We start from the raw sequence: 25,152 nt of genomic DNA on the forward strand, positions 1-25,152 counted from the left end.
ACCGGCCGGCTGACCTGGGTGGAGTGTTATGCGACGATTCTGGTTATTGTTTGCGCAAACCGTGACGATCGCGTTGGCGCTGTACTTTGTGTACGGCGCGCTGCGCCCGGCCAGCCGGGTACAGCAACTGGGCTCTCCTGCCAAACCGGTGCCCGTGGTGGAAACGGCGTCCAGCAGCTTGGCGCCCGGTTCCTACCGCGACGCGGCGGCGCGCGCCATGCCCGCCGTCGTCAACATCCTCACCCTGCAAGTACCCAAGCGCGGCGCCCATCCGCTGGCGCGCGATCCCTTCTTCAAACGTTTCTTCGGCGACCGCGACCCGGACGGCGAGGATGACGACGACTTGAAAAACAGCCTCGGTTCGGGCGTCATCGTCAGCCATGAAGGCTATGTGCTGACCAACAACCACGTGGTCGAAGGCGCCGACGAAATCGAAGTCGTGCTCACGGATGGCCGCAAGGCGCCTGCCAAGGTGGTGGGCCTGGACCCGGAAACGGATCTGGCCGTGATCAAGATCAACCTCGACAAGCTGCCCGTCATCGTGCTGGGCCAGTCGGAACTGGCGCGCGTGGGCGACGTGGTGCTGGCCATCGGCAACCCCTTCGGCGTGGGCCAGACGGTGACCATGGGCATCATCTCCGCCCTGGGGCGCAACAACCTGCACATCAACAGCTTTGAAAATTTCATCCAGACGGATGCGGCGATTAACTTCGGCAATTCGGGCGGCGCCCTGGTCGATACGCGCGGCAACTTGATCGGCATCAATACGGCGATTTACTCGCAAAGCGGCGGCTCCGTCGGCATCGGCTTCGCCATTCCCGTCTCGACGGCGAAAACCGTGATGGAAGCCATCATCAAGGATGGCCACGTGGTGCGCGGCTGGATCGGCGTGGAAACGCAGGACATCACGCCCGAGCTGGCGCAAAGCTTCAACTTGCAGCGCAGCAGCGGCGCCATCATCGCCGGCGTGGTGCGCAACGGCCCGGCCGACAAGGCGGGCATCGTGCCCGGCGACATCCTGCTGACGGTGGAAGGCAAGCCCGTGGGCGACACGACGGAAATGCTGAACCTGATCGCCCAACTGCCGCCCGGCGGAAAAGCTAAAATGACGGTGCTGCGCAAGAATCGCGAAGCGGCGCTCGACGTGATGGTGGGCAAGCGCCCCCTCCCGAAAGAGCTTTCCAAATAGTTGCTGATCGGAATTTGACACATGCATGTGCGTGATTTGACCCAATTTTTACGTGAACTGAGCGACAACAACAACCGTCCCTGGTTTGTCATGAACAAGCCCCGCTACGACATCCTGCGCGAGGAATTTCTCGCACTGGTGACGTCACTGATTGCTGAACTCGGCAAGTTCGACCCGGCCGTGAAGTACTGCAATCCGAAGAAGGCCTTGTTCCGCATCAACCGCGACGTGCGTTTCGCGCACGATAAAAGCCCGTATAAGACGCGCTTTTCGGCCGCCATCGCGCCGAACGACATGCGCCGTCCCAGCAAGGCGGGCGGTCCCACGTATTACCTGCAGATCGATGGCCAGGGCAACCTGCTGTTCGGCGCCGGCGAATACATGCCGCCGCCGGGCCGCCTGAAGGCGCTGCGCGAACACATGGTCAACGACGCGCCAGGTTTTTCCAAAGTGCTGAAGAATAAGCGCTTGAAGGCCCGCTTCGGCACCATCCAGAACGAGGGCAAGCTGCAGCGCCCTCCCAAGGGCTTCGAGGCGGATGCCGAACATATCGAATTCATCAAGCTGAAGAGCTTTTTTGTCTGGACCGAAATACCGCTGCCCGTGAACGAACCCGAGAAACTGCTGCCGACCCTGGCGGAAGGCTTGAAGGATGCGTGGCCGCTGGTCGAGTGGATGCGCGGCGCGAAAGAGCCGGAGGAAGTCACCGAGTAATTGCGGAAGGAGCACATGATGGCACTGGAACACGCAAGTTCAGGACAGGTGATCGAGGTGCTGCGCAGGGACGGCGACGACCTGTCGCAGTTTTCCGCCATCGCGCTGGCCAAGACGGATGAGCTGGAACTGATCCGCATGTGCATGCCCAAGGGCAAGACCATGCCCGAGCATCATGTGCTCGGCGAAATCACCTTGCTGTGCCTGCAAGGGCAGGTGGCGGTGACGGCGCATGGCGGCGTGCACCTGCTGGGGCCGGGGCAGATGCTGTACCTGCTCGGCGGCCAGGCGCACGCCCTGGAAGCGTGCGAAGACAGCCTGTTATTACTGACCATACTCATGCACAAGGCGGGACGTTAGGTTTTTTCTGGCGCTCAAGCCGCTTCGGCGCGCGGATCGCGCGACAGCAGCTGCTGCACCATCACGTGCGGCAAATCGCCATCGAACAGCACGCCGGCCACCGCGTTGGTGATCGGCATCTCGACGCCCATGCGGCGCGCCAGTTCGCGCACAGCCTTGGCGCACGGCACGCCTTCGGCCACATGACCCAGCTCGGCCACGATGGTATCGAGCGCCTTGCCTTGCGCCAGGCCCAAGCCGACGCGGCGGTTGCGCGACAGGTCGCCCGTGCACGTCAGAATCAGGTCGCCCATGCCCGTCAAGCCCATGAACGTTTCCGTCTGGCCACCCAGGGCCGTGCCCAGGCGCGTGATTTCCGCCAGGCCCCGCGTAATCAGCGCGGCGCGCGCATTCAAGCCCAGGCCCAGGCCGTCGGCCACGCCCGTGGCGATCGCCAGCACGTTCTTGACGGCGCCGCCCACTTCCACGCCCACCAGGTCGTCGCTCGCATACACGCGGATGGTGCCGCCATGCAAGGCCGAGACGACGGCGCCGCGCAAGGCCGCGCTGTGCGAGGCGATGGTCAGCGCGCACGGCAAGCCGCGCGCCACTTCCTGCGCGAACGAGGGGCCGGACAGGGCGCCGCCGGGGATATTGTCGCCCAGTACTTCCTGCACGATCTGGTGCGGCAACAAGCCCGTGCCGCCTTCAAAGCCTTTGCACAGCCACACTAGGTTGCCGATGGCCTTGTCTTTCAATTGCTGCAGCATGGGCCGCAAGCCCGCCACGGGGCAGGCGGCGATCAAAATGCCGTGTTCGTCACCGGCATGCGCGACGGCCGAGTCGAAGTCGGCGCTGATGCGCAGTTGCGGCGGCAAGGGGAAGCCGGGCAGATAACTGTTTTCGCCGCTGGCGGCCATGGCGGCCATGGCGTCGCCGTTGCGGCCCCACAGCAGCACGTCGTGGCGGCCGGCCAGGGCCATGGCCACGGCCGTGCCCCAGGCGCCGGCGCCGAGGATGGTGATCTTGCGGGGGAGCGCCGTGGCGGCGGGAGATGTATCGGGAGAAACTTGCATGCGACCTCAGTCTGGCAGGGGGAGGGGCGCGGCGCGGCTGGCCGCTGCCCGGATGAATCTGGCGGTGCTTACAGGCCCCACACTTCGCTGGTCTTGACGTAGCCGCTTTGGCCATCCTTGTGGCGCACCTTGACCCAGTTGGAGCTCGGCTGCTCGCTCATTTCCAGCAGCACGCCCTTGTCGACGAGGATGATGGGGGAGGCGGTGTCGTCGGGGCTGGCGCGAACCTTGAGGTTCGCGGCGCGCGCCACGACGTTGCGCTTGGCGGACAGGCCCTTGGCTTCCGTCCAGGCCATTTCGCCGCTGGCGTCGCGTACCTTGACCCATTCGCCGTAGCTGAGCACGATTTCCAGCGGCATGCCGCGTGGCGCCACGTACAGCTTGCCGCCCTTGGCGGATGGCGCGTCGTACAGGATCACGGGAGCCGCGCCCACCGTTTTGAAATCGACGGCGTGGCTGGCGGCGGTCGCCAGCAGCAGCACGGCGCCGGCCATCCAGCGGAACTTGCTCAAGAGCGCACTTTTCAACATGATATTTTTGAACCTTAACGAAACACGGCGGCCAGGCCGCCGTGTCAGGCCAGCCTTGACGGCTGGCGGGGTCTTGCAAGAGCTTAGTGCGTTTCGCTAGCTGCGGGCGCTGCTGCAGCGGCGTCAGCAATAGCTTGCAGACGTTGTTGGTAGAACACTTCGAAGTTGATCTCGGCCAGGTGCACTGGCGGGAAGCCGGCACGGGTGATCACGTCGGCGATGTTGGCGCGCAGGTAAGGGTAGATGATGTTCGGGCAGCCGATTCCCAGCAGTGGATCGAGTTGATCAGCAGGAATGTTGCGTGCTTCGAAGATACCGGCTTGCTTGCCTTCAACCAGGAAAGCGACTTTTTCGCCGACTTTGGCGGTGACGGTGATGGTCACGGTGGCTTCGAAGATGCCGTCGGCCAGAGGCGCAGCGCCCACGTCCAGTGCCACTTCGATGGCTGGTGCTTCTTGTTCCAGGAAAATAGCTGGGGAATTTGGTTGTTCCAGCGACATGTCTTTCAGGTAGACGCGTTGGATTTGGAAGACTGGTTGCAGATTTTCGTCAGACATGGAACGCTTTCGTTGTAAAGGACAAGAACGGCACACCGTTCAAATATGGTGCTTGCGGTATTCAAACCGCGCCGGATAGGCGCGGCCAGATCAGGTGCGAGGGCAATTGTATCAAAACAATACGACAAAAAACCAAGCAATTTCTCGAACCCGCTTTATATCAGGCTGCCGTGCCATTTAACAAGGGGTCCAGCTTGCCAGCTTGATCGAGCGCATACAAATCGTCGAATCCGCCCACGTGGGTATCGCCCACATAGATCTGCGGCACCGTGCGGCGGCCCGTGCGTTCCATCATCTTGATGCGCTCTTCCGGGTCGAGGTCGACGCGGATCTTTTGCACGGCGACGCCCTTGGCTTCCAACAGGCGCTCGGCGCGCACGCAATACGGGCACACGGCGGTGCTGTAAACAATAACGGGTACGGTCATGATGATTCCTTCAGTTAAGGCCGGCTTATTTCGCCAGCGACAAGGTTTTCAATGGCAAACCTTGCTTTTTCCATTCGTCGAGGCCGCCTTCCAGGCTCGTTGCCTCAGCGAAACCGGCTTTGCCCAGCAGGCCGACGGCGGTTGCCGAACGCGAACCTTTCTGGCAAACCACTACAATGGGGCGCGTTTTGAATTTTTCCAGCTCGCCCAGGCGTTTTGCCAGTTCCGGCAGCGGAATATTTTTTGCGTCAGGCAAGTGGCCCGTGGCGAATTCTTCCGCGTTGCGCACGTCGACGATGACAGTCTTGCCACGGTTGATCAGTTGCGTGACTTCCAGCACGGTCGCGCGCTTGCCGCGCATCGACAGCAGTGGCCAGAGGAGGGCGCCGCCGGAAATAATGACGATGGCAAACAGAAAAATGTGGTCGATAATGAATTTCACGTAGGGTCCAATGGTTTAAGTCAATCCGCGCATTATAAAATAGAAGCTGGACGAGGTCTTTTTACGTTTTGCTTTTTTGATTTGAACCCCTTGAGAAGATAGAACTATGTACAAAATCGTTTTCATGCGTCACGGCGAGTCCACCTGGAACCTCGATAACCGCTTCACCGGCTGGACCGACGTCGATCTGACGGAAAAGGGCGTCAACGAAGCCAAGGCCGCCGGCCAGATCCTCAAGCAGGAAGGTTTTACGTTCGACGTGGCCTACACTTCCGTCCTGAAGCGCGCCATCCGCACCCTGTGGCTGGCGCTCGACGAGATGGACATGATGTATTTGCCGATCAAGAACGACTGGCGCTTGAACGAGCGCCACTACGGCGCCCTGCAAGGCCTGGACAAGGGCGAGACAGCCGCCAAGTATGGCGACGAGCAAGTATTGGTATGGCGCCGCAGCTACGACACCCCGCCGCCGCCGCTGGAAGCGAACGATGACCGCGCCTCGTTCAACGATCCGCGCTACGCCGGCTTGCCGCAAGCATCGATTCCCCTGACCGAATGCCTGAAAGACACCGTGGCGCGCGTGATGCCGGCCTGGGACGAGGAAATCGCCCCGGCCATCCGCGCCGGCAAGAAAATCATCATTTCGGCCCACGGCAACAGCTTGCGCGCGCTGATCAAGATGCTCGACGGCATCAGCGACAGCGATATCGTCGGCCTGAACATCCCGAACGGCCAGCCGCTCGTGTATGAACTGGACGCCGACCTGAAACCGATCCGTCATTACTACCTGGGCGACCCGGCAGCGATTGCGGCAGCGCAAGCTGCCGTGGCGAACCAAGGGAAGGCCAAGTAACTTGTCGTCTTTCTTCCGCGGCACAGCCATCGCCCCCTCTGCTGAACGACCCCTGCCGGCGTGGCGCGCCGGCGCCATGCTGTGCCTGGCGCTGCTGCTTTCCAGCGGTGCCGCGCAGGGCGCCAAGCCCACCGAACGCAGCAAGCAGAAGGCGGCCGCGGAAGCACAACGTGCTGGATTGCAACAAAAGCTGACGGCGCTCAAGCGCGACATCAGCCGCACGGAAAGCGCCAAGGATGACGCGGCCGATACCCTGGCCGAGTCGGAAGAGGCGATTTCCAACGCCAACCGCGCCTTGCGCGATCTGGCGCAGGAGCAAAGCGAGACGGGCGTGAAACTCAATGCGCTGGGGCAAGAGCACCAGCAATTGACGGCCACCGTCGAAAAACAGAAGACGCAGCTGTCGAAGTTGCTGCGTGAACAATATGTTGCCGGCAACGAAGACCGCATCAAGCTGCTCTTGTCGGGCGATAACCCGAACCGCATCAACCGCGACTTGCAACTGATGGCCTATGTGTCGCAGGCGCAGGCGCGCCTGCTGGAAGCCTTGCGCGCCAACTTGCTTGCCGTGGAGAAAAACCAGGCGGAGGTGCAGAACGCCAAGGATGAACTGGAAGAAATCGCGCAGGAAGAGCGCGACCAGAAGGCCCTGCTGGTGCAGGAGAAGGCACGCCGCGCCGCCTTGCTGACGAGCTTGTCGCAGCGCCTGGTGGCGCAGCGCAAGGAAGTGGGCAATGTCGAGCGCGACGAACAGCGCATGGGCAACCTGGTCGACAAACTGGCAAAACTGATCGAAGAGCAAGCCGCCGCCGCCGCGGCCGAAAAGAAACGCCAGCAATTGCTGGCCGAGCAACGCGCCGCCGCGAAAGCGGCCGCCGACTCCAAGATCGCGGCGGAAAAACGCGAACGCCTGCTGGCCGCGCGCGCCAAGGCCGCCCAGGCGCAGGCCGAGCGCGAACGTCTTGCGAAAGAACAACAAAACAAATCGGGCAAGATCAAGCCGCAAACGCCGCCACCGCCGCCCGTGAAACTGGAACCGATCGACGACGACGAGCCGCCGCAAGTGGCCAAGGTGACGCCGAAACCGGAACCCAAGCCGGAACCTGAGCCGGAGCGCCCGAGCCTGGGCCCGGCCGCGCCTGCCGGTGCCTTTGCCAGCATGAAAGGCCAGCTGCGCGCGCCCGTGGCGGGCAAGATCGCCGCCCGCTTCGGCAGCAAGCGCGGTGACGGCCCCAGCTGGAAGGGCGTGTTCATCCGCACGGGCGAAGGCAGCGAAATCCACGCCATCGCCGGCGGCCGGGTCGTGTTTTCCGACTGGCTGCGCGGTTTCGGCAATCTGATCATCGTCGACCACGGCGGCCAGTACATGAGTATTTATGGCAATAACCAGTCGCTGCTGAAACGCGTGGGCGATGCCGTCAAGGGCGGCGAGGCCATTGCCAGCGCGGGCAACAGCGGCGGCAACGAGGAATCGGGGCTATACTTTGAATTGCGTCATCAGGGCCGCGCCTTCGACCCCGCCACCTGGGTGAAGTTTTAATTCAGTTCCCACCATTGCTGCGGCAGCGAATTTGTAGATTGCGAAGAATACATGGGTATCAAAGTCAAAAGTATCGGCCTGATCGGTCTGGGCGTCCTGGCCGGCATCGGCATGTCGCTGCAGTTCCCGGCCGTGGCGCAAAAAATCACGAATGCCCCGCTGCCGCTCGACGAGCTGCGCCAGTTGTCCGACGTCTTCGGCTTGATCAAGTCCGATTACGTCGAGAAGGTGGAAGACAAGAAACTGCTGACGGAAGCCATTTCCGGCATGGTGTCATCCCTGGACCCGCACTCCGTGTACCTGGATAAAAATGCTTTCAAGGAAATGCGCGAAAGCGTGCAGGGCAAGTTTGTCGGCATCGGCATCGAAGTGAGCATGGAAGACGGCTACGTGAAAGTCGTCTCGCCCATCGAGGACAGCCCTGCCGCCAAGGCTGGCATCCTGGCGGGCGACCTGATCACCCGTCTCGACAACATTCCGCTGAAAGGCTTGCAGCTGGAAGAGGTCATCAAGAAGATGCGCGGCCAGCCGGGCACCAAGCTGGTGCTGACGATGTCGCGCAAGGGCGAAAGCAAGCCGCTGGTCTTCCCCATCGTGCGCGAGGAAATCCGCGTGCAAAGCGTAAAGGCCAAGATGGTCGCGCCCGGCTATGCCTGGCTGCGCATCGCCCAGTTCCAGGAACCGACCGTCGATGACATGGTCAAAAAGATCAACGCGCTGTATGCGCAAGACCCCAAGCTCAAGGGCCTGGTGCTGGACTTGCGCAACGATCCCGGTGGCGTCGTGCCGGGCGCCATCGGCGTGGCGACAGCGTTTCTTCCGGGTAATTCCGTGATCGTTTCCACCAAGGGCCAGTTGCCCGAGTCGAAACAGGTGTTTTATGGCCGCCGCGAATTCTATGCGGCGCCCGGCGCCCGGGCCGACCCGCTGGCCAAGTTGCCGGCCGCGCTGAAAACCGTGCCGCTGGTGGTGCTGGTCAACGCCGGTTCCGCGTCCGCCTCGGAAATCGTCGCCGGCGCCCTGCAGGATTACCAGCGCGCCACCGTCATCGGCACGCAGACGTTCGGCAAGGGGTCCGTGCAAACCTTGCGCCAGATCACGGCCGACACGGCCGTCAAGCTGACGACGGCCCGCTACTACACGCCGAAAGGCCGGGCCATCCAGGCGCGCGGCATCGTGCCCGACTTGCTGGTCGATGAAACGGCCGAAGGCGATGGCTGGAACAGCCTGCGCATCCGCGAGGCGGACCTGGAAAAACACTTGAGCAGCAACGATGGCAAGCCGGAAGCGGCCAAGCCTACGATGGAAGGCATGCAGGATCAGCTGGAAGAAGAGCAGCGCCTGATCGCCACGGCGAAAAAGCGCAAGCCGCTCGAATACGGCGCCAAGGACGATTTCCAGCTGCAACAAGCCTTGAACCACTTCCAGGGCTTGCCGGTGCAGCTGGCCAAGGCCGATGCGAAGGTGGAGAAGATCGGCGCCAAGCCGGAAATCGCTTCCGACATCAAGGCGGACGACAAGAAGATTCCTGTGCAAAAACCGTAGTCGCCGCCATGAACGACAATCAGCTGCTGCGCTATTCGCGCCACATCCTGCTGGACCAGATCGGCATCGAAGGCCAGCAAGCCTTGCTGGACGCGCATGTGCTGGTGATCGGCGCGGGCGGACTCGGCTCGCCCGCGGCCATGTATTTGGCCGCCAGCGGCGTCGGCAAGCTGACCCTGGTCGATGACGACACGGTCGACCTGACCAATCTGCAGCGCCAGATCGCCCACACTACGCAGCGCGTGGGCCAGCCGAAAGTGCTGTCGGCGCGCGAAACCTTGACCGGGATCAATCCCGAGATCGATATCGTCGCCTTGCAGGAGCGCCTCGACGGCGCGCGCCTGGCCGAACTGGTCTGCTCCGCCACGGTGGTGCTCGACTGCACCGACAACTTCGCCACGCGCCACGCCGTGAACCGCGCCTGCGTGGCGGCCAGGGTGCCGCTGGTGTCGGGCGCCGTGATCCGTTTCGACGGGCAAGTGAGCGTGTTCGACCCGCGCACGGGCACGCAACCGTGCTATTCCTGCCTGTTTCCGCAGGAACAGCAGTTCACGGACGAGGCGTGCTCGACCATGGGCGTGTTCGCGCCGCTGGTGGGCGTGGTGGGCGCCATGCAGGCGGCCGAAGCGCTGAAACTGATCATGGGCGTGGGAGAGTCCTTGGCCGGACGGCTGCTGCTGCTCGACGGCTTGCACATGGAATGGAGCAGCATGCGCGTCGCGCGCGACCCCGGCTGCGCCGTTTGCGGCGAAGTGGTCTTGCCGGCCTGACAGCCCCCGCACAAATTTTTCCCTATATGACAGGCTTTGTCATATTTCCGCTTTATACTCTGCACTCATTACTCACCTTCTTCTCTCTTTCTTATGCAAAACGCAGCAAACCATCCGATACGCCAGCGCCGCGCGCGCGGCTTCACTTTGATCGAAATCATGGTCGTGGTGGTGATCATGGGTATCCTCGCGTCGCTGGTGGTGCCCAAGCTGATCGCCCGCACGGGCGAGTCGAAAGTGGCGGCGGCGAAAGTCGATATCGCTACCGTGATGCAAGCCTTGAAACTGTATCGCCTGGATAACCAGCGCTACCCGACCACGGAACAGGGCTTGCAGGCGCTGATCGAGAAACCGACCACGGGACCGGCCGCGAATGGCTGGAAAGCGGGCGGCTACCTGGAAAAAATGCCGAAGGATCCATGGGGCAACCCGTACCAGTTCCTGTCGCCGGGCGTGAAAGGCGAAGTCGACATCATTTCGCTGGGCGCCGACGGCCAGCCTGGCGGTAGCGGCGACGATGCCGATATCGGTTCCTGGGAACTGTAAGTTTTCCATTGCATGCCAGCCATGACCACCGGTCGCGCACCGCCCCGGCCACGCGCCAGCGGCTTCACGCTGATCGAATTGCTGGTGGTGATGGTCATCATCGGCGTGACCCTGGGCCTGGTGTCGCTGAACGCCATGCCGAATGGCCAGCAAGCCTTGCAAAAGGAAGCCGAACGCATCGCCCTGCTGCTGCAGCTGGCGCGCGATGAAGCCATCGTGCGCAGCCGGCAGGTGGCGTTCGAGGCTGACGAAAATCAATACCGTTTCCTGGTTCTCAATGAAAAGCTGTGGCAACCCGTGACGCAGGACGATTTGCTGCGCGAGCGGGCGTTTGCCAACACGCCCATGCTGCTCAGCGTGCAGCCGTCGAACAGCGTGGCCCAGCCGCTGCGCATCATCTTCGGCCGCGAACCGGTCGACAAGCCTTTTGTCCTGACCCTGGCCAGCGGCGAGCGCAGCGTGGCCATCCGCGCCGACGGCATCGGCCACTTCACGGTCGAGCAATGATGCGGCTCCCACGTCATGGCCGTCAGCGCGGCTTCACTTTGCTGGAAGTCCTCGTCGCCCTCGTCATCGTCGGCACGGCCCTGGGCGCGTCCTTGCGCGCCGTCGGCAGCCTGACGCAGAACAGCGACGGCTTGCGCAGCGCCATGATGGCCACCTGGTCGGCGGAAAACCATTTGGTGCGGCTGCGCCTGGCAAAAACCTTTCCGCAGACGGGCAAGCGCACGGTCGACTGCCCGCAGGGCGATTTAAAACTCATTTGCGAGGAGGAAGTGGTGGCCACGCCGAATCCCCGCATCCGCCAAGTGCGCGTCAACGTGTATGACGCACAGTACCCGGCCCGGCGCATCGTGCGCCTGGTCTTGCTTTCCTTTAACGACTGATGCTGCGCCGTCCTGTCCCTGCCGCGGGTTTCACCCTGATCGAGCTGCTCGTGGCGATCGGCATCCTGGCCATGGTGGCCGTGCTGGGCTGGCGCGGCCTGGACAGCATCATGCGCTCGCGCGAAGTGCTGACCAGCCAGCTGGAGCAGGCGCGCGGCATGCAGCTGGCGTTTGCCCAGATGCAGAGCGATTGCGACCACCTGGCCGGCGCCGGGCTGAACAACAGCCTGCTGAACGGCCGCATCAACCTGTCGGCGGAAAACGACCGCCTGACCCTGGTGCGCCTGGCCGCCTCGGAACAGGAGCCGCAACAGTTGCAAGTGGTCACTTACCGGCTGCGCGGCGGCGTGCTGACGCGGCGCGAGTCGAACGGCACGCGCGACCTGGCCGTGCTCGACACCCTGTGGCAGGCGGCGCGCGACGATACCGATACCTCCAGCGCCGACGTGGCCCTGATGCAGGGTGTCGACAGCATGGTCATGCGGGGCTGGAGCAATGGCGCCTGGAACGTGCTGACGGCGGGCGCCACCATCTCCACCCAGGTGCCGGGCCTGGAAGTGACCTTGCAAATGCCGGGCCAGGACGCGGGCCTGTCCAAAGTCTTTTTATTGGGACCGGGATGACGCGCTTCAAGTTCCCCTCGCGCCAGCGCGGCGTGGCCGTCATCACGGCCTTGCTGCTGACGGCGCTGGCCATCACCGTCGTCGCCAGCCTGTTCTGGCAGCAGCAGGTGCAGGTGCGCTCGATGGAAAACCAGCGTTTGCGCCTGCAGACGCAGTGGGCCATGCGCGGCATGGTCGACTTCGCCCGCTTCTGGTTGCGCCAGGACAATCCCATGCTGACGGCGGCCGACGGCGTGTGGGCCACGCCCATCGAGGAAGCGCGGCTCGACGATTACGTGGACCGCGAAAAGGTCGACACGGAAAAATTCGACGCCACCGTCTCGGGCCGCGCGCTCGATGCGCAGGCGCGCTTCAATATCACCAACCTGGTCGACGCCACGGGCACCATCAATCCGAAGCAGGTGCTGGCCTACCAGCGTTTATTGTCCAACATGAAGCTCGACAGCGGCCTGGCGCAGGCGACGGCCGATGCCGTGCTGCGCGCGCGGCCGAAGCCGCGCACCGCCAGCGGCACCGACGGCAAGACGCCCGCTGCCACGCCTGCCACGGGCGGCAGCAGCGAGCCGGTGGCGTTCACGCAAGTCGAGGATTTGCTGGCCGTGCCCGGCTATACGCCGCAAATGATCGAGCAGCTGCGCGATGTCGTCATCATCTTGCCCGAAATCACGGGGGTCAACGTGAACACGGCCCCGGCCGAGGTGCTGGCGGCCGTGACGATGATGTCGCTGTCCGAGGCCAGCGCCCTGACTTTGAGCAATCCGCGCAAAAAGTTTGTCGATAAGTTAAATTTCCAGAATAATATTAATGCTGAACTGATTGAAGGCGTGGAGCTCGATGTGAAGAGCCGCTATTTCCTTACCGTCATCCGCGTGCGGCTGGACCGTGCCGCGCTCGATGCCGTGGCGCTCATCAATCGAAAAACGGATCCGCAGCGCACCACCAGCCTGGTCTGGTTGCGGGAAAATTAACAGCTGAAAGCGAGTCACTTTGACAATATTGTATATCCGTCACCCGGCCAAGGCCTCCACCGACAGCGCGCCGGCCTGCTCCTTCGTGCTGGCCGGCGACGGCGGCGCCCTGTTGCAGCAGGGCAGCGCGCCGCTGGGCAGCCTGGGCCAGCTGATCGCCGGCGCGAAGCAGGTGGTGCTGCTGCTGGCGGCGGCCGACGTGACCCTGCTGCGCCTGAAAACGCCGCCGCTGGCCGGCGCCCGCTTGCGCGCGGCCTTGCCGGGCCTGGTGGAAGAACACATTCTCGGCGACACCCAGGATTGCCTGCTGGCCGCCGGCGCGCCCGACGCTGCCGGCATGCGCACGGTGGCCGTGGCGCAGCGCGCCTGGGCCGAGGTACTCGTGAAAGCCTTGCTGGCGCAGGGTGCGCGCAAGGTGGCGCTGCTGCCGTCGCAGCTGTGCCTGCCCTTGCAGCCGGGCAGCGTGACGGCTGCCCTGCAAGCCAGCGGCGATGGCCTGGAACTGGCCTTGCGCCAGGCGCCGCAAGAGGGCCTGGGGCTGGTGTTGCCGGCCCAGCCGCAGCAGGCCTTGCTGACGACGCGCGCGTTTGCCGGCGATGTGCCCCTGACGGTCTACGTGGCGCAGGCCGAGCTTGCGCAATATCAACAACTGGCCGCCGGCATGGACGGCGTGACGGTGGAACCGGACCACTGGGCGCACTGGATCGCCGGCGCCAAAGGCGCGGGACTGGACCTGGCCGCTTCCCTGGGCACGGCGACGGGCTCGGCCACCGAATGGCGCCGCTGGCGCTGGCCGCTGCGCCTGGCGCTGCTGGCCGTGATCGTCAACCTGGCCGGCATGAATATCGAATGGATGCGCTTGAAGCGCGAGGCCGCCACCGTGCGCACCTCGATGCAGCAAACCTTCAAGGCCGCGTATCCGAACGAAACGCCCGTGTATGGCCTGGAAGCGGAGCAGATGCGGCGCAATATCGCCGCCGCCCGCCTGCAGGGCGGCCAAGCGAGCATGGATGACTTCACCAGCATGAGCGCGGCGCTGGGCGAGGCGCTGGGCGGCCTGGCCGGGCGCGGCGTGGTGGCCTCGCTGGAATACCGCGAGCGCAGCCTGATCGTCAAGCTGAAACCGGACATGGTCGACGCCAGCGCCCAGGCGCAGGTGCGCGACGGCCTGGCCGCGCGCAAGCTGGCCTTGAATGAAACGGCGCCGGGCGTGTGGAAGATCACGCCGGCCACGGGAGCAAAAACATGAGTGCAGCAGTCAACAAGGCGCGCGCCGCCTGGGCGGGGCAGCAGCAGGCCGTGCAGGCCTTCTGGGCCGAGCGCACGCCGCAGGAGCGCAAGCTCTTGAGCATCGGCGGCGTGGTGGCGGGGCTGGCCCTCGTCTACGCCGTATTCTTCGAGCCGGCCTGGACGGGCCGCATCGCCTTGCAAAAGAGCTTGCCCGAGCTGCGCCAGAACGCGGCCCAGTTGCAGGCGCTGGCACGCGAAGCGGGCGAGCTGGCGCGCCAGGCGCCCGTGCAGGTGGCAAGCATGAGCCGTGACAGCCTCGACGCGTCCCTGAAGGCGCGCGGCCTGGCGCCGCAATCGCTGTCGCTGACGGGAGAGTACGCGCGCGTGCAGCTGAACGGCGTGCCGTTCGCCAGCGTCATGCTGTGGCTGGACGGCTTGCGCCGCGAAGGCCGCGTGGCGGTGCAGGAAGCGAAGATCACGGCGCAGGGCAAGGCGGGGCTGGTCGACGCCAGCCTGACCCTGCACCAGAGCCCGGGCGCGGCGCGATGATGCGCCTGCTAGGCTGGCTGCTGGCCATCATCGTCAGCGTCTGCGTCACCCTGCTGGTGTTTTTCCCGGCCGGCTGGGTCGCCGGTCTCGTGGAAAAGCAGACGGGCGGACGTTTGACCTTGGGCGACGCGCAAGGTACCCTGTGGCGCGGCTCGGCCTTTGTCGGCGGGGCGGCCAGCGCGAATGGCGCCGTGACGCCGCTGCTGCCGGGGCGCTTCAGCTGGCGCATTTCGCCATCCGTGCTGTGGGGATCGGTGGACGTGGAATTGCAGAATGCGCAGGCGCTGTCGCAGGCCGTCAATTTGCGCGGTTCGTGGTCGCACTGGCAAGTCAGCCCGGCGGCCCTGCTGCTGCCGGCCGACGGCCTGGGCGGCCTGGGCGCGCCCCTGAATACCGTGGCGCCGACGGGCAGCATGCGCCTGTCGTGGAGCACCTTGCAGCTGGCGCTGGAAAAACAGCAGTTTTCCGCCATCGGCCGCACGACCCTGCAGATGACGGACATGGCGTCGCGCCTGTCGTCCTTGCGTCCGCTGGGCAGTTACGAGCTCGATTTCGATTGGCAGGGGCAGCAGGCGACGTTGACCTTGCGCTCCATCAGGGGACCGCTGCTGCTCGACGGCAGCGGCAGCCTGCAACAGGGGCGCATGCAGTTTTCCGGCCAGGCCCAGGCCGCAGCAGGATATGAAGAGACCTTGGCGAGTTTGTTGAATTTGCTGGGACAGCGCCGTAGCAATAGCGAAAAAAACATCATCGCCTTAGAGTTCAGACAATGAAAAAACCATCCGTGAGCCCCCATACCTTCTCCTTTTCGCTGCGCCGCCTGTCGGCCGCCGCCTTGCTGTGCTGTTCCGTGGCCGGCATGCCGGCTCCCGTCTGGGCCGCGCCCGGCGATGAAGCGGCGCTCAATTTCGTCGGCGCCGACATCGAGTCCGTGATCAAGGCCGTGGGCCATTACACCAACATCAATTTCGTCATCGACCCGCGCGTCAAGGGCACGATCACGCTGGTGTCGGAAAAATCGATCAGCAAGACGCAAGCCTTCGCTCTGCTGGCCTCGGCCCTGCGCCTGCAGGGCTATGCGGTGGTTTCCGGCGACGGCTACGCGAAAGTGGTGCCGGAAGCGGACGCCAAGCTGCAATCCGTGCCGACCCAGGTGGGCAATGGCAGCAGCCAGGTGAAGGGCGACCAGATCGCCACCCAGGTGTTTTACCTGAACTACGAATCGTCGGCCAACCTGCTGGCCGTGCTGCGCCCTTTGATTTCGCCGAACAACACGATCAATGCCAACCCGGGCAACAACTCGCTGGTGATCACCGATTACGCGGATAACCTCAAGCGCCTGGCGAAGATCATCGCCGCGCTCGACGTGCCCGCCTCGACGGACCTGGACGTGATCCCCGTGCGCTATGCCATCGCTTCCGACCTGGCCTCGATGGTGAATAAACTGATGGAAGGCGGCAATGCGGGCGGCGCCGCAGGGGCCGACGCGGGCAAGGTGTCCGTGCTGGCCGACCCGCGCACCAATTCGCTGGTGCTGCGCGCGCCATCGGCGGCGCGCGCCAACCTGGCCAAGTCGCTCATTTCCAAGCTGGACCAGCCGACCACGCAGCTGGGCAACGTGCACGTGGTGTACCTCAAAAATGCGGACGCCACCAAGCTGGCGCAGACCCTGCGCTCGGTCGTGACGTCGGACGGCACGGCCGCTTCGGCGCAGCAGCCGGGCAACAACAGCCTGAATACGAATAACCAGAACAACCAGGGCGGCGGCATGAACACCACTGGCCTGGGCGGCAATACGCAAAGCGGCACCACGGGCGGTGCTTCGCTGAGCAACGGGCCGCAGCAGCTGTCCTCGGGCGGCGCGGCAGGCTTCATCCAGGCCGACGCTTCCACCAATACCCTGATCCTGACGTGCAACGAGGCCGTCTACCGCAACCTGCGCGCCGTGATCGACCAGCTCGACGTGCGCCGCGCCCAGGTCTACATCGAGGCGCTGATCGTCGAAGTGACGTCGGCCAAGGCCTCCGAGTTCGGCGTGCAGTGGCTGGGGCTTTCCGGCGACAGCAGCAGCAGCTACCGCGTGGGCGCGCTGCAGTCGTTCGCCGGCGGCACGGACAACAATATCGCCAAGCTGGCGCTGGGCGGCGGCAAGGTGCTGCCGACGGGCGGCCTGACGCTGGGCATCTTCAAGCAGATCAACGGCGCGCTGGGCCTGGGCGCCGTGGCGCATGCGCTGGAATCGGACGGCAATGCGAACATCCTGTCGACGCCGAACCTGATCACCCTGGACAACGAGCTGGCGACCATCAAGGTGGGCCAGAACGTGCCTATCCTGACGGGCCAGTACACCAGCACGGCCGGCACCAACACGAACCCGTTCCAGACCATCGACCGCAAGGAAGTGGGCCTGACCCTGAAGGTGCGTCCGCAGATTTCCGAAGGCGGCACGATCAAGCTGGGCATCTATCACGAGACGTCGAGCGTGGACAAATCCACCTCGACGGCCGTCAGCGGCATCACCATCAACAACCGCGTGATCGAAAACAATGTGCTGGCCGACGATGGCCAGATCATCGTCCTGGGCGGCCTGATCGAGGACAGCACGGGCGACAACGCGGAAAAAGTACGCGGCCTGGGCGACATTCCCCTGATCGGCAACCTGTTCAAGTACCAGACGCGCGAGCGCAAGAAAACCAATCTGATGATCTTCCTGCGCCCCGTCATCGTGCGCAACAAGGAGCAGAGCGGCAGCCTGGCGGCCGACCGCTACGACTACATGCGCTCGGCCGAGACGGCCGCCGTGCCGGCATCGGGCAATCTGATGCTGAAAGACCTGGGCACGCCCGTGCTGCCGGCCCTGCAGGATGGCCAGCCGGTGGGCGGCAGCATGGTGACGCGCCCCGTGCCGCCGGCGCCGACGCCGCCGCCAGGCGCGCCGGCCAACGCGGCCACGCCGCCGCAGTCGCTGTTGCAGCAATATCAGCAACAACCGCAGCAACAGCCGCAGCAGCCACAGAAGTGATGGGACAGTCATGAGTAATCTGCTTCCCTACGCCTACGCGCGCGATTTCGGCTTGCTGGCCCGGCCCGGCGCCGTCGACGGCGCCCCCGTCGAGGTGCTGGTGGCCGCGTCGACGGCGCCGGCGGCGATTGCCGAAGTGTCGCGCCGTTTCGGCCAGATCCAGCTGACGGTGCTGCCGCGCGGCGACCTCGATGCGGCCATTGCCGGCGCCTACGCGGGCGGCGGCGGCGACGCGTCGCAGATGGCCGATGAATTCGACGCCGACCTGGATTTGACAAAACTGCTGCAGGACGTGCCGGCTATCGAGGATTTGCTCGAATCGTCCGACGACGCGCCCGTCATCCGCATGATCAACGCCTTGCTCACGCAAGCGCTGCGCGAAGGCGCGTCCGATATCCACATCGAGCCGTTCGAGCAGACGTCCGTCGTGCGCTTCCGCATCGACGGCAGCCTGCGCGACGTCGTGCGTCCCAGGAAAGCCATCCACGGTTCGCTGATTTCGCGCATCAAGATCATGGCGCAGCTCGACATCGCCGAAAAGCGCTTGCCGCAGGACGGCCGCATCACCCTGCGCGTGGGCGGCAAGCCCGTCGACGTGCGCGTCTCGACCCTGCCCACCGGGCATGGCGAACGGGCCGTGCTGCGTTTGCTGGACAAGGAAGCGGGGCGCCTCGACCTGCAGCACCTGGGCATGAGCGCGCCCATGCTGGGACAGTTCGACGGCCTGATCACGCAGCCGCACGGCATCGTGCTGGTCACGGGCCCCACCGGCTCGGGCAAGACGACGACGCTGTACGCGGCGCTGTCGATGCTCAACGCCACCACGACGAACATCCTGACGGTGGAAGACCCGATCGAGTACGACCTGGCCGGCGTCGGCCAGACGCAGGTCAATCCGCGCATCGACATGACATTTGCCAAGGCGCTGCGGGCGATTTTGCGGCAAGATCCAGATGTGATCATGATCGGCGAGATCCGCGACCTGGAAACGGCGCAGATCGCCGTGCAGGCATCCTTGACGGGTCACCTGGTGCTGGCGACCCTGCATACGAACGACGCCTCGGCAGCCGTCACGCGCCTGCTCGACATGGGCATCGAGCCGTTCCTGCTGTCGTCGTCGCTCCTAGGCGTGCTGGCGCAGCGCCTGGTGCGCAAGCTGTGCGGTTCCTGCAAGACCTTCGACGGCCAGTACTGGCAGGCGGTCGGCTGCGAGCATTGCGGCCAGACGGGCTACCAGGGCCGCGTGGGCGTGTACGAGCTGCTGCGCACGACGGAGCAGATCCGCGCGCAGATCCACAACCGCGCCTCGGAAGCGGAAGTGCGCGCCGTGGCCCTGCAGGACGGCATGACGAGCATGCGCGACGACGGCGAACGCTGGCTGCGCGACGGCACCACCACGCAGGCCGAGTTGCTGCGCGTGACCAAAGACTAGGCCCGCCACCATGCCCGCATTCCGCTATGAAGCCGTCGACGCGCAAGGCGCCACCCGCAAGGGCGTGCTCAATGCCGACAGTCCCCGTTCCGCGCGCGCCGAGTTGCGCGTGCAAGGCCTGGTACCGCTGGCCGTCGAGCCGATCGCCGCGCAGGTCGACGCCGCCGGCGTGACCAAACGGCGCGGCTTCGGCGAGCGCCTGTCGAGCACCGAGCTGGCCCTGTTTACGCGCCAGCTGGCCAGTTTGCTGGAAGCGGGCCTGCCGCTGGAGCAGGCGTTTTCCGCGCTGCTGGAACAGGCCGAGCGGCCGTATCTGCGCGATTTGATCGCCTCGATCCGCTCGGAAGTGATCGGCGGCGCCGCGTTTTCCGACGTGCTGGCGCGCCATCCGCGCGATTTCGCGGAAATTTACCGGGCGCTGGTGGCGTCGGGCGAGCAGATCGGCCATTTGTCGCGCGTGCTCTCGCGCCTGGCCGACTATATCGAGCGGCGCAATGCGCTGGTGCAGAAGGTCAAGCTGGCATTCACGTATCCGGCCATCGTCACGGTGGTGGCGTTTTCCATCGTCATTTTCCTGCTCACCTATGTGGTGCCGCAGATCGTCTCCGTATTCGCCAATACCAAGCAGAAGCTGCCCATGCTGACGGTGATCATGCTGGCGCTGTCGGACTTCGTGCGCAACTATGGCCTCGTCGTGGCCGTGATCCTGGCCGGCGCCTGGTTCGCCTGGCGCCGCGCGCTGCAGCAGCCGGCCCTGAAGCGGCGCTGGCATACCTGGCTGCTGACGGCGCCCCTGTATGGGAAATTCGAGCGCAGCCTGAACACGGCGCGCTTCGCCAGCACCCTGGCCATCACCACGGGGTCCGGCGTGCCGATCCTGCGCGCGCTCGACACCAGCCGCGACACGCTCACCAACGTGGCGATGCAGGAACTGGTGGCTGACGCCAGCGGCGCCGTGCGCGAGGGCGTCAGCCTGGCGCGCGCGCTGTCGGCGCAAAAGCATTTTCCGCCCATGCTGATCCACATGATACGCGCGGGCGAAATCACGGGCGAGCTGCCGGCCATGCTGGAACGCGCCGCCAGCGCGCAGGAGCAGGACCTGGAACGCCGCACGCTCACCATCGCCGGCCTGCTGGAACCGGCCCTGATCCTGGCGATGGGCGTGGTGGTGCTGCTGATCGTGCTGGCCGTGCTGATGCCGATTATCGAAATCAATCAGCTTGTAAGATAAGTATCCAAGGAAGCCATGAAGCGTTTGCCTCAAGTTACAAGTTTGCTCGCCGTCGTGGCGCTGTCCGTGTCGCTGGCCTATTGGGCCATGCAGCTGTTCAAGGCGCCGCAGCGCCCCATCAATCCGCCCCCCAATCCGGTGGTGCAGGATGCCAGCGTGGAGGCGGGCGCCTCGCTGTTCGGCGGCCAGGTCAGCGTGGCCACGGCCAGCAACTACCAGCTCAAGGGCGTGGTGGCCGCCGGCAATGGCCGTGGCAGCGTGGCCATCATCTCGACCGACGGCAAGCCCTCCGTGGCCTTGCCGGAAGGCGCCGAAGTGGTGGCCGGCGTGACGGTGCTGGAAGTGCATGCGCGCCACGTGCTGCTGCGCGACGGCGGCGTGAGCAAGCGCATCGACCTGGTGGCCGACGACAAGGCGCTGGCCTTGCCGGGGCAGGTGTCCGCCACCCCGACGCCGGCCGCGGCCCCTGCGCCGGTCACGAACCTGGTGCCGCCGCCGCTGCCGATGGAGCAGCAGCGGCCGGCGACCATGATGCCGGCGCCGCAAGTGAGCAGCGTGCCGCCGCCGAATTAACGCTGTTTTTATCGTATTTTGCCGATGGCGCCATGCCGCCATCGCCACAGGAGTCTTCATGTTCTCGATTCGTGCCGTCCTGGCGGGCTGCGTGGCGGCGCTGTGCGCCTTGCCGCCGGCTGTCGCCGCCGACGTTCCCGCCGCCCCCACTACCTCCGCTGCCACGCCGGCCGTTTCCGCACCCGTCGCGGCGCGTCCGCGCATCGCCCTGGTGCTGTCGGGCGGCGGCGCGCGCGGTCTGGCGCATATCGGCGTCTTGAAAGTGCTGCAGGAGCTGCATGTGCCGATCGACATGGTGGTCGGCACCAGCATGGGCGGCGTGGTGGGCGGCGCGTATGCGGCCGGCGCTTCCGTGGCGGACCTGGAAAAGATGGCGCGCGAGACCAACTGGGCGCGCGTGGTGGCCGACCGGCCGCCGCGCGACGAACTGGCGTTCCGCCGCCGCGAGGAAGATTTATTGCTGCCGTCGCGCATCGAGTTTGGCACCAGCCGCAACGGCATTTCCACGCCGCCGTCGGCGGCCAGCAATGCGGCGCTGGAAATGGCCTTGAACCGGCTGCTGCCGGCCGGCATGCGCGACCGCCCCGCCAGCCAGCTGCCGCTGCCTTTTCGCTCGGTGGCGTCGGACCTGGTCAATGGCGAACTGGTGGAACTGGTCGATACACCCCTGTTCCTGTCGATGCGCGCCTCGCTGGCCGTGCCGGGCGTGTTTGCCCCCGTACGCGTGAATAACCGGCTGGTGGTCGATGGGGGCCTGGTGCGCAACCTGCCCGTCGACATGGCGCGCGCCATGGGCGCCGACATCATCATCGCCGTCAACGTGGGCACGCCGCTGGCGCCGGAAAAAGAGCTGGGCAGCGCCATCGGCGTGGCGCAGCAGATGCTGCAAATCCTCACGGAACAGAATGTGCAGCGCTCGCTCAAGGAGCTGCAGCCGCAGGATATCCTGGTGGCGCCGGATTTGACGGGCGTCAGTTTCCTCGACTTTGAAAACTATGCGCGCGCCATGCGCGCCGGCGAGCAGGCGGCGCAGGCCCTGGCCGCCCGCCTGGCGCCGCTGGCCCTGCCGCCGGAACAGTATGCGGCGCGCGAGCAGCTGCGCCTGGCCGCGCCGGCCCTGCTGGACGTGGCCCTGCCGCTCACGCGCCTGGCCGTGGAGAGCGAGGGCGATATCAATCCGCGCATCCTGCAGGCGCAATCGGGCCTGGTGGAAGGGCAGTCCGTCAGCCAGGAAGATGTGCTCAAGGCGGCGGCCAAGCTGTATGGCCGCGGCGACGTGGCGCGCGTGGAGACGGAAGTGGTCGATTCCGGCGACCAGCGCGCCGTCACCATCAAGGCCGTCGAAGCGCCGTGGGCCAGCAGCCGCCTGCGCGTGGGCCTGGAAGTGGGCAGCGATTTCAGGGACAGCAATACCTTTGCCCTGAAGCTGCTGCATGTGCGCTCGAATCTGAACAGCTGGGGCGGCGAATTGCGCAGCATGGCGCAGATCGGCACCACGCGCAATTTCGGGGTGCAGTACTGGCAGCCGCTGGGCGCCGGCAACCCGTGGTATATCGCGCCGTCGATCCAGTACAGCTCGCAGGCGGTCGACCTGTTCGACAAGGGACGGCGCAGCGCGCGCGTCGCTTACAGCGGCCAGGGCGCCAGCCTGGTGCTGGGACGCCAGTTCGGCTTCTGGGGCGACCTGCAGTTCGGCGTCTCGCGCAGCGAAGTCAAGGCCGGCGTCAGCATCCCGGCCGACCCGGCCTACCCGCAGGAGCGGGCGCTGGGCACCAACCAGTTCGTCCAGTTCCGCGTCGATACCCTCGATTCGCCCGGTTTCCCCACGCGCGGCGTGCTGTTTGACGCCACCTGGACGCGCGCCTCGACCACGGGTTCGGGCGAGACGGGCCTGGGGCGCTCCGCCATCACGGGCTTGAAGGCTTTTGGCCGCGGCAATTGGGCCGGCCATGTGTATGGCGAATGGGCGCGCGCGCAGCGGGGCGAGGCGCCACTCAGCCTGGGCGGCTTCCTGCGCCTGTCCGGCACGCAGTTCGAATCGGTGACGGGGCGCAGCGTGGCCCTGGCGCGCTTCGTGATGGCGCGCCGCATCGGCTCCCTGCCCAGCACCCTGGGCGGCGCCGTGCGGGCCGGCTTTTCGCTGGAAATGGGCGGCGGCTTCGATCAGAGCGAGCACTGGAAATCCACCAAATTCACGCAGGCCAGCAGCGCCTTCATCTCCGTCGATACGCGCTTCGGTCCCGTGTACGTGGCGTCGGGTGCATCGAAGGGCGGCGAGAGCACGCTCTACCTGTTCCTGGGGCCGGTCTGGTAGGGCGCGGCGGACGCCGTACTGCGGCGCAGGGCCGTGAAGGCGGCAAATTCCCATGAGCGAAAGCCCAGCAGCAGGGTAAAGCCGTCGCGCTCGGCGGGGGCCAGGCGGCGGTCGTTCTGGTGCAGGCGCGCCAGTTCCTCGGCCAGCTGGCGGATCTTTTGCACCAGCTCCTGCGCGCTCGACAGCGACAGGCGCGCCGGGATGCACATCAGGGTTTCGCCGGCACCGTCAAAATGCCCGCTGAAATAGTCGGCCACCACGTGTTCGCGGAAGTACTGCTGCACCGGGCCGTCGGCCAGCCAGTGGAAGGCGTTCGAGACGCGCAGGCTATAGCGGTTCAACGGCTTGAGCTCGATCAAGCCCAGCCGGTCCAGCTCGGCCAGGCAGCCGATGCATTCGGCTTGCGTCAGCGCATACGTTTCCACCACCTGTTCCAGGCTCCAGTGGCCCAGGCAGCAGATCGCCACCAGCAGCAGGCGCGGATGCGCCACCAGCGACTTTTCCTGCACCAGGGTGAGCGTGTCGGCATGCGGCGTGATGTCGGCCGCGCCGCGCAGCACGTCTTCCATGGCGATGCCCGAGGCCTTGCAGATCAGGGCCAGGCGCGACAGCGACATGTCGTGCTGGCCAAACATGCGCTTGACGCTCGATTCGCTCATGCCGATGCGTTCGGCCAGCACTTTATAGGTGATGCCGGCGGCGCGCAGTTGCGTGCGCAGCACGCGCAAAACCAGTTCGGGTGAACTCACGGATATCCTTTTTGATAAGTTTGGTAGCGGGTAACGGTACCGAATGTAGCCCTTAATGGCACTTTGCACAAGGTGATAGTACTTTACGGCAAAAGAGATGACACTCCCGCTTGTGGCTCGCACGGCGCGCTACAACCAGGCAACTCATCCACTTGTAGAGGTTATTCATGTCCTTCAAATTACGTTTCCCCGCAGCGCTGCTGGCGCTGGCCGCCATCGCTCCCTTGCATGCATCGGCAGCCGATCCTGCGCCGGGCCCCATCTACATGGGCGCCAGCTATGGCTTTCGCGCCAGTACCGGCCTCGACTGCGTGCCGGGACAAAACGATTGCGACAAAAGCAGCAAGCGCAACGGCAAGGCCTACGTGGGTTACAGTTTCGACGCGCTGCCGTTTCAGGGCGGCGTGGCCCTGCCTTCGATTGAGCTGGTGGGGTATATGGGCGGCGAAGTGAAGTCCGGCTTCGACACGGGCGCCGGCCGGCGCGCGGGCCGCGGCAAGTTCACGGGCCTCGGCATGCAGGGCGTGCTCGGCTACCAGTTTGACGCGTTCACCCTGAGCGGCCGCCTGGGCGCGGCTTACACGCAGGGCAAGGTCGATTATCTGGGCGGCGGTTCGGACAAGAAGGACAAGATCGGCCTGACCTATGGCATCGGCGCGGCGTATGCGCTGAACAAGAACTGGGCGCTGCACCTCGACTGGGACCGCGTGCCGGTCAAGTACAGCAGCAAGCAGACGACCAAGGTCGATATGTTTTCGCTGGGCGCGTCCTACCGTTTCTAAGGGGACGCTGCTGCGGCAGAGAGTGGCCTGATGGCGGACGCCCTATGAAAAGGGTGTCCGCGGGCGGCCTATTTGCCTATTTCGACTTTCAACAGCAATTTCGCCAGCAGCCGTTTTTCCTGCTGGCGCTGGCCTGACACGGTCTTGACGTGCGCCCCGGCGGCGCGCTGCAGGGCGGCAGTGGCGACGGGGTTGCGCGGTTTTTGCGAGGGTTCGACGCGGAACTGCATTTTCTGCCGCGTCGCCAATGCCTTGTTTGCCATC

At 65.0% G+C, this 25,152-nt stretch carries 28 protein-coding genes; 21 read left to right on the top strand and 7 right to left on the bottom strand.

Features of this window, described 5'->3' with window-relative positions; translation table 11 throughout:
• Nucleotides 1–28 precede the first annotated feature (28 nt).
• The 3 genes from O3301_RS12865 to O3301_RS12875 are packed head-to-tail and all read left to right on the top strand — an operon-like array spanning nucleotide 29 to nucleotide 2,263.
• A complete protein-coding gene (locus O3301_RS12865) occupies nucleotides 29–1,189 on the top strand; it encodes a Do family serine endopeptidase (protein WP_251349458.1) in 1,161 nt (386 codons plus the stop codon).
• Nucleotides 1,190–1,210: 21 nt separating this feature from the next.
• Nucleotides 1,211–1,903, top strand: a complete 693-nt coding sequence (locus O3301_RS12870) for a DUF2461 domain-containing protein (RefSeq protein WP_305056557.1) — start codon at nucleotides 1,211–1,213, stop codon at nucleotides 1,901–1,903.
• Between the two features lie 15 nt (nucleotides 1,904–1,918).
• The gene (locus tag O3301_RS12875) at nucleotides 1,919–2,263 is read left to right on the top strand and encodes a hypothetical protein (protein ID WP_305056558.1); all 345 of its coding nucleotides are present in this window, start codon (nucleotides 1,919–1,921) and stop codon (nucleotides 2,261–2,263) included.
• A gap of 14 nt (nucleotides 2,264–2,277) precedes the next feature.
• Here the strand turns inward: O3301_RS12875 and O3301_RS12880 are convergent, their stop codons facing one another.
• The 5 genes from O3301_RS12880 to O3301_RS12900 all read right to left on the bottom strand — a co-directional run bounded on the left by O3301_RS12880 (nucleotide 2,278) and on the right by O3301_RS12900 (nucleotide 5,274).
• The gene (locus O3301_RS12880; RefSeq protein WP_305056559.1) at nucleotides 2,278–3,318 is read right to left on the bottom strand and encodes an NAD(P)H-dependent glycerol-3-phosphate dehydrogenase; all 1,041 of its coding nucleotides are present in this window, start codon (nucleotides 3,316–3,318) and stop codon (nucleotides 2,278–2,280) included.
• Between the two features lie 68 nt (nucleotides 3,319–3,386).
• The gene (locus O3301_RS12885) at nucleotides 3,387–3,848 is read right to left on the bottom strand and encodes an SH3 domain-containing protein (protein ID WP_099665810.1); all 462 of its coding nucleotides are present in this window, start codon (nucleotides 3,846–3,848) and stop codon (nucleotides 3,387–3,389) included.
• An 83-nt stretch (nucleotides 3,849–3,931) separates the two neighbouring features.
• Entirely contained in the window at nucleotides 3,932–4,405 is a 474-nt protein-coding gene (secB, locus tag O3301_RS12890) for a protein-export chaperone SecB (RefSeq protein ID WP_034783580.1), read from the bottom strand.
• A gap of 160 nt (nucleotides 4,406–4,565) precedes the next feature.
• The gene (gene grxC, locus O3301_RS12895) at nucleotides 4,566–4,832 is read right to left on the bottom strand and encodes a glutaredoxin 3 (RefSeq protein ID WP_070220900.1); all 267 of its coding nucleotides are present in this window, start codon (nucleotides 4,830–4,832) and stop codon (nucleotides 4,566–4,568) included.
• Nucleotides 4,833–4,857: 25 nt separating this feature from the next.
• Nucleotides 4,858–5,274 (bottom strand): rhodanese-like domain-containing protein, encoded by a 417-nt coding sequence (locus O3301_RS12900; RefSeq protein WP_099665809.1) that lies wholly within the window; start codon nucleotides 5,272–5,274, stop codon nucleotides 4,858–4,860.
• 106 nt (nucleotides 5,275–5,380) lie between these two features.
• On the opposite strand from O3301_RS12900, the gene gpmA reads away from it, so the two are divergent.
• The 17 genes from gpmA (at nucleotide 5,381) to O3301_RS12985 (ending at nucleotide 23,357) form a co-directional block, all read left to right on the top strand.
• Nucleotides 5,381–6,127 (top strand): 2,3-diphosphoglycerate-dependent phosphoglycerate mutase, encoded by a 747-nt coding sequence (gpmA, locus tag O3301_RS12905; protein ID WP_176381555.1) that lies wholly within the window; start codon nucleotides 5,381–5,383, stop codon nucleotides 6,125–6,127.
• 76 nt (nucleotides 6,128–6,203) lie between these two features.
• Nucleotides 6,204–7,667, top strand: a complete 1,464-nt coding sequence (locus tag O3301_RS12910) for a murein hydrolase activator EnvC (RefSeq protein WP_305056736.1) — start codon at nucleotides 6,204–6,206, stop codon at nucleotides 7,665–7,667.
• Nucleotides 7,668–7,718: 51 nt separating this feature from the next.
• On the top strand, nucleotides 7,719–9,212 hold the full coding sequence (locus O3301_RS12915) for a S41 family peptidase (RefSeq protein ID WP_077398692.1): 1,494 nt from the start codon (nucleotides 7,719–7,721) through the stop codon (nucleotides 9,210–9,212).
• 8 nt (nucleotides 9,213–9,220) lie between these two features.
• The gene (locus O3301_RS12920; RefSeq protein WP_289899572.1) at nucleotides 9,221–9,982 is read left to right on the top strand and encodes a molybdopterin-synthase adenylyltransferase MoeB; all 762 of its coding nucleotides are present in this window, start codon (nucleotides 9,221–9,223) and stop codon (nucleotides 9,980–9,982) included.
• A 93-nt stretch (nucleotides 9,983–10,075) separates the two neighbouring features.
• Nucleotides 10,076–10,528 (top strand): type II secretion system major pseudopilin GspG, encoded by a 453-nt coding sequence (gene gspG / locus O3301_RS12925; protein ID WP_035823835.1) that lies wholly within the window; start codon nucleotides 10,076–10,078, stop codon nucleotides 10,526–10,528.
• Between the two features lie 12 nt (nucleotides 10,529–10,540).
• Nucleotides 10,541–11,035: a GspH/FimT family pseudopilin gene (locus O3301_RS12930; protein WP_051959291.1), complete on the top strand. Its 495-nt coding sequence runs from the start codon at nucleotides 10,541–10,543 to the stop codon at nucleotides 11,033–11,035.
• Nucleotides 11,032–11,415: a type II secretion system minor pseudopilin GspI gene (gene gspI, locus O3301_RS12935; RefSeq protein ID WP_034783570.1), complete on the top strand. Its 384-nt coding sequence runs from the start codon at nucleotides 11,032–11,034 to the stop codon at nucleotides 11,413–11,415. The genes O3301_RS12930 and gspI overlap by 4 nt, the downstream gene beginning before the upstream one ends.
• Complete coding sequence (locus O3301_RS12940; RefSeq protein ID WP_099665805.1) at nucleotides 11,415–12,038, top strand: type II secretion system protein J; 624 nt, start codon at nucleotides 11,415–11,417, stop codon at nucleotides 12,036–12,038. The genes gspI and O3301_RS12940 overlap by 1 nt, the downstream gene beginning before the upstream one ends.
• Entirely contained in the window at nucleotides 12,035–13,006 is a 972-nt protein-coding gene (gspK, locus tag O3301_RS12945) for a type II secretion system minor pseudopilin GspK (RefSeq protein WP_305056560.1), read from the top strand. Before O3301_RS12940 ends, gspK begins: the two co-directional genes overlap by 4 nt.
• Nucleotides 13,007–13,025: 19 nt before the next feature.
• Nucleotides 13,026–14,255 (top strand): type II secretion system protein GspL, encoded by a 1,230-nt coding sequence (gene gspL / locus O3301_RS12950; RefSeq protein WP_305056561.1) that lies wholly within the window; start codon nucleotides 13,026–13,028, stop codon nucleotides 14,253–14,255.
• Entirely contained in the window at nucleotides 14,252–14,785 is a 534-nt protein-coding gene (gene gspM / locus O3301_RS12955; RefSeq protein ID WP_251349449.1) for a type II secretion system protein GspM, read from the top strand. The genes gspL and gspM overlap by 4 nt, the downstream gene beginning before the upstream one ends.
• Nucleotides 14,782–15,558, top strand: coding sequence for a type II secretion system protein N (gspN, locus tag O3301_RS12960; RefSeq protein ID WP_305056562.1), 777 nt, complete (start codon nucleotides 14,782–14,784; stop codon nucleotides 15,556–15,558). The genes gspM and gspN overlap by 4 nt, the downstream gene beginning before the upstream one ends.
• Complete coding sequence (gene gspD, locus O3301_RS12965; protein ID WP_305056563.1) at nucleotides 15,555–17,807, top strand: type II secretion system secretin GspD; 2,253 nt, start codon at nucleotides 15,555–15,557, stop codon at nucleotides 17,805–17,807. The genes gspN and gspD overlap by 4 nt, the downstream gene beginning before the upstream one ends.
• A gap of 10 nt (nucleotides 17,808–17,817) precedes the next feature.
• On the top strand, nucleotides 17,818–19,239 hold the full coding sequence (gene gspE, locus O3301_RS12970; protein ID WP_077398708.1) for a type II secretion system ATPase GspE: 1,422 nt from the start codon (nucleotides 17,818–17,820) through the stop codon (nucleotides 19,237–19,239).
• 10 nt (nucleotides 19,240–19,249) lie between these two features.
• Nucleotides 19,250–20,470, top strand: coding sequence for a type II secretion system inner membrane protein GspF (gene gspF, locus O3301_RS12975; RefSeq protein ID WP_099665799.1), 1,221 nt, complete (start codon nucleotides 19,250–19,252; stop codon nucleotides 20,468–20,470).
• Between the two features lie 15 nt (nucleotides 20,471–20,485).
• Complete coding sequence (locus O3301_RS12980; RefSeq protein ID WP_305056564.1) at nucleotides 20,486–21,043, top strand: type II secretion system protein N; 558 nt, start codon at nucleotides 20,486–20,488, stop codon at nucleotides 21,041–21,043.
• 58 nt (nucleotides 21,044–21,101) lie between these two features.
• Entirely contained in the window at nucleotides 21,102–23,357 is a 2,256-nt protein-coding gene (locus O3301_RS12985; RefSeq protein WP_305056565.1) for a patatin-like phospholipase family protein, read from the top strand.
• Here O3301_RS12985 and O3301_RS12990 read toward each other — a convergent pair.
• Complete coding sequence (locus tag O3301_RS12990) at nucleotides 23,330–24,106, bottom strand: helix-turn-helix transcriptional regulator (protein ID WP_180278646.1); 777 nt, start codon at nucleotides 24,104–24,106, stop codon at nucleotides 23,330–23,332. The genes O3301_RS12985 and O3301_RS12990 overlap by 28 nt on opposite strands.
• 167 nt (nucleotides 24,107–24,273) lie before the next feature.
• Between O3301_RS12990 and O3301_RS12995 the strand changes: the two genes are divergently transcribed.
• Nucleotides 24,274–24,888 carry an outer membrane protein gene (locus O3301_RS12995; protein ID WP_099665796.1) on the top strand — a complete coding sequence of 205 codons (615 nt, stop codon included), beginning with the start codon at nucleotides 24,274–24,276 and terminating at the stop codon, nucleotides 24,886–24,888.
• A 68-nt stretch (nucleotides 24,889–24,956) separates the two neighbouring features.
• Here O3301_RS12995 and O3301_RS13000 read toward each other — a convergent pair whose 3' ends face one another.
• The gene (locus O3301_RS13000) at nucleotides 24,957–25,151 is read right to left on the bottom strand and encodes a hypothetical protein (RefSeq protein ID WP_289905853.1); all 195 of its coding nucleotides are present in this window, start codon (nucleotides 25,149–25,151) and stop codon (nucleotides 24,957–24,959) included.
• Between the last annotated feature and the right edge of the window lies 1 nt (nucleotide 25,152).

Origin of the sequence: Janthinobacterium sp. SUN211, assembly GCF_030587315.1 — a bacterium.
Classification (GTDB): domain Bacteria; phylum Pseudomonadota; class Gammaproteobacteria; order Burkholderiales; family Burkholderiaceae_D; genus Janthinobacterium; species Janthinobacterium kumbetense.

Bases quoted from the DNA above. Each gene is read 5' to 3' on its own strand.
- gspI (WP_034783570.1), top strand. From the start codon at position 11,032: ATGATGCGGCTCCCACGTCATGGCCGTCAGCGCGGCTTCACTTTGCTG.
- gpmA (WP_176381555.1), top strand. From the start codon at position 5,381: ATGTACAAAATCGTTTTCATGCGTCACGGCGAGTCCACCTGGAACCTC.
- secB (WP_034783580.1), bottom strand. From the start codon at position 4,405: ATGTCTGACGAAAATCTGCAACCAGTCTTCCAAATCCAACGCGTCTAC.
- grxC (WP_070220900.1), bottom strand. From the start codon at position 4,832: ATGACCGTACCCGTTATTGTTTACAGCACCGCCGTGTGCCCGTATTGC.
- gspF (WP_099665799.1), top strand. From the start codon at position 19,250: ATGCCCGCATTCCGCTATGAAGCCGTCGACGCGCAAGGCGCCACCCGC.
- O3301_RS12920 (WP_289899572.1), top strand. From the start codon at position 9,221: ATGAACGACAATCAGCTGCTGCGCTATTCGCGCCACATCCTGCTGGAC.
- O3301_RS12980 (WP_305056564.1), top strand. From the start codon at position 20,486: ATGAAGCGTTTGCCTCAAGTTACAAGTTTGCTCGCCGTCGTGGCGCTG.
- gspE (WP_077398708.1), top strand. From the start codon at position 17,818: ATGAGTAATCTGCTTCCCTACGCCTACGCGCGCGATTTCGGCTTGCTG.
- gspG (WP_035823835.1), top strand. From the start codon at position 10,076: ATGCAAAACGCAGCAAACCATCCGATACGCCAGCGCCGCGCGCGCGGC.
- O3301_RS12875 (WP_305056558.1), top strand. From the start codon at position 1,919: ATGATGGCACTGGAACACGCAAGTTCAGGACAGGTGATCGAGGTGCTG.
- gspN (WP_305056562.1), top strand. From the start codon at position 14,782: ATGATGCGCCTGCTAGGCTGGCTGCTGGCCATCATCGTCAGCGTCTGC.
- O3301_RS12910 (WP_305056736.1), top strand. From the start codon at position 6,204: ATGCTGTGCCTGGCGCTGCTGCTTTCCAGCGGTGCCGCGCAGGGCGCC.
- O3301_RS12885 (WP_099665810.1), bottom strand. From the start codon at position 3,848: ATGTTGAAAAGTGCGCTCTTGAGCAAGTTCCGCTGGATGGCCGGCGCC.
- O3301_RS12865 (WP_251349458.1), top strand. From the start codon at position 29: ATGCGACGATTCTGGTTATTGTTTGCGCAAACCGTGACGATCGCGTTG.
- gspK (WP_305056560.1), top strand. From the start codon at position 12,035: ATGACGCGCTTCAAGTTCCCCTCGCGCCAGCGCGGCGTGGCCGTCATC.
- O3301_RS12930 (WP_051959291.1), top strand. From the start codon at position 10,541: ATGCCAGCCATGACCACCGGTCGCGCACCGCCCCGGCCACGCGCCAGC.
- O3301_RS12995 (WP_099665796.1), top strand. From the start codon at position 24,274: ATGTCCTTCAAATTACGTTTCCCCGCAGCGCTGCTGGCGCTGGCCGCC.
- O3301_RS13000 (WP_289905853.1), bottom strand. From the start codon at position 25,151: ATGGCAAACAAGGCATTGGCGACGCGGCAGAAAATGCAGTTCCGCGTC.
- O3301_RS12940 (WP_099665805.1), top strand. From the start codon at position 11,415: ATGCTGCGCCGTCCTGTCCCTGCCGCGGGTTTCACCCTGATCGAGCTG.
- O3301_RS12870 (WP_305056557.1), top strand. From the start codon at position 1,211: ATGCATGTGCGTGATTTGACCCAATTTTTACGTGAACTGAGCGACAAC.
- O3301_RS12985 (WP_305056565.1), top strand. From the start codon at position 21,102: ATGTTCTCGATTCGTGCCGTCCTGGCGGGCTGCGTGGCGGCGCTGTGC.
- O3301_RS12880 (WP_305056559.1), bottom strand. From the start codon at position 3,318: ATGCAAGTTTCTCCCGATACATCTCCCGCCGCCACGGCGCTCCCCCGC.
- gspD (WP_305056563.1), top strand. From the start codon at position 15,555: ATGAAAAAACCATCCGTGAGCCCCCATACCTTCTCCTTTTCGCTGCGC.
- O3301_RS12915 (WP_077398692.1), top strand. From the start codon at position 7,719: ATGGGTATCAAAGTCAAAAGTATCGGCCTGATCGGTCTGGGCGTCCTG.
- gspM (WP_251349449.1), top strand. From the start codon at position 14,252: ATGAGTGCAGCAGTCAACAAGGCGCGCGCCGCCTGGGCGGGGCAGCAG.